Source organism: Pseudomonas sp. HMWF006 (assembly GCF_003061205.1).
In the GTDB taxonomy this organism is placed as follows: domain Bacteria; phylum Pseudomonadota; class Gammaproteobacteria; order Pseudomonadales; family Pseudomonadaceae; genus Aquipseudomonas; species Aquipseudomonas monsensis.
In genome coordinates this window covers 1-1,181 of the sequence record NZ_QAIU01000588.1, presented here as the reverse complement: position 1 = coordinate 1,181, position 1,181 = coordinate 1, and the positions used below count along the sequence as shown (strand labels likewise).

Genomic DNA, 1,181 nt, shown 5'->3' with positions numbered 1-1,181 from the left:
ACGCAAGCCAGTGCAGTTGTCCGGCGGTCAGCGCCAACGTGTCGCCCTCGCCCGCGCGCTGGTCAATCGTCCGCGCGTGCTGTTGCTGGATGAACCCCTTGGTGCTCTCGACCTCAAGCTGCGCGAGCAAATGCAAAGCGAACTGAAGAAACTGCAGCGCCAACTCGGCATCACCTTCATCTTCGTCACTCACGACCAGACCGAAGCGCTGTCGATGTCCGATCGCGTCGCGGTATTCAACAAGGGCCGCATCGAACAGGTCGACACTCCGCGCAATCTGTACATGAAACCGACCACCACGTTTGTCGCCGAATTCGTCGGCACCTCGAACGTGATTCGTGGCGACCTGGCACGCCAGCTCAGCGGCCATCCGCAGCCGTTTTCGATCCGCCCGGAGCATGTGCGTTTCGCCGAAGGCCCGCTGGCCGCCCACGAGATCGAAGTCAGCGGCCTGCTCCACGACATCCAGTATCAGGGCAGTGCCACGCGCTATGAACTGAAGCTGGAAAACGGCCAGACCCTGAGCATCAGCCACGCCAACAATCAGTGGCTCGACAGCAGCGCGCAGCATCAGACCGGCCAGCGCCTCAGCGCACGCTGGGCGCGAGAAGCGATGGTTGCACTGCACGACACCGTTGCCGGCGAGGTGTGAGATGAGCACGCTCGCGATGACTCAATCGCCGCCCTTGCGCCGGTTTTCCAACCTGCTCTATCGCAAGCCGAACCTGTATTTGTCGCTGCTGCTGGTGCCGCCGTTGCTGTGGTTCGGCGCGATCTACCTCGGTTCACTGCTGGTGCTGTTGTGGCAGGGTTTCTACACCTTCGACGACTTCACCATGGCGGTCACCCCTGACCTGACACTGGCCAATTTTGCCGCGCTGTTTCAGCCGTCGAACTTCGACATCATCCTGCGCACGCTGAGCATGGCCATCGTTGTGTCAATCGCCAGCGCCATCGTCGCGTTCCCGATTGCCTACTACATGGCGCGCTACACCACCGGCAAGACCAAGGCGTTTTTCTACATCGCGGTGATGATGCCGATGTGGGCCAGTTACATCGTCAAGGCTTACGCCTGGACGTTGCTGTTGGCCAAGGGCGGCGTGGCGCAGTGGTTCGTGCAGCACCTGGGGCTGGAGCCGGTGTTGCAGTTCATCCTCGGCATTCCCGGCGTGGGCGGCAGC

At 61.7% G+C, this 1,181-nt stretch carries 2 protein-coding genes; both read left to right on the top strand.

The genetic code is table 11. The annotated features are described in order from the left end of the window. A partial coding sequence (locus DBR24_RS27230; RefSeq protein WP_146189130.1) for an ABC transporter ATP-binding protein occupies positions 1 to 652 on the top strand: 652 nt, incomplete at its 5' end. 1 nt (position 653) lies between these two features. After that, positions 654 to 1,181 (top strand): ABC transporter permease (locus DBR24_RS27225; protein WP_371921372.1); only part of this gene is annotated, 528 nt, incomplete at its 3' end.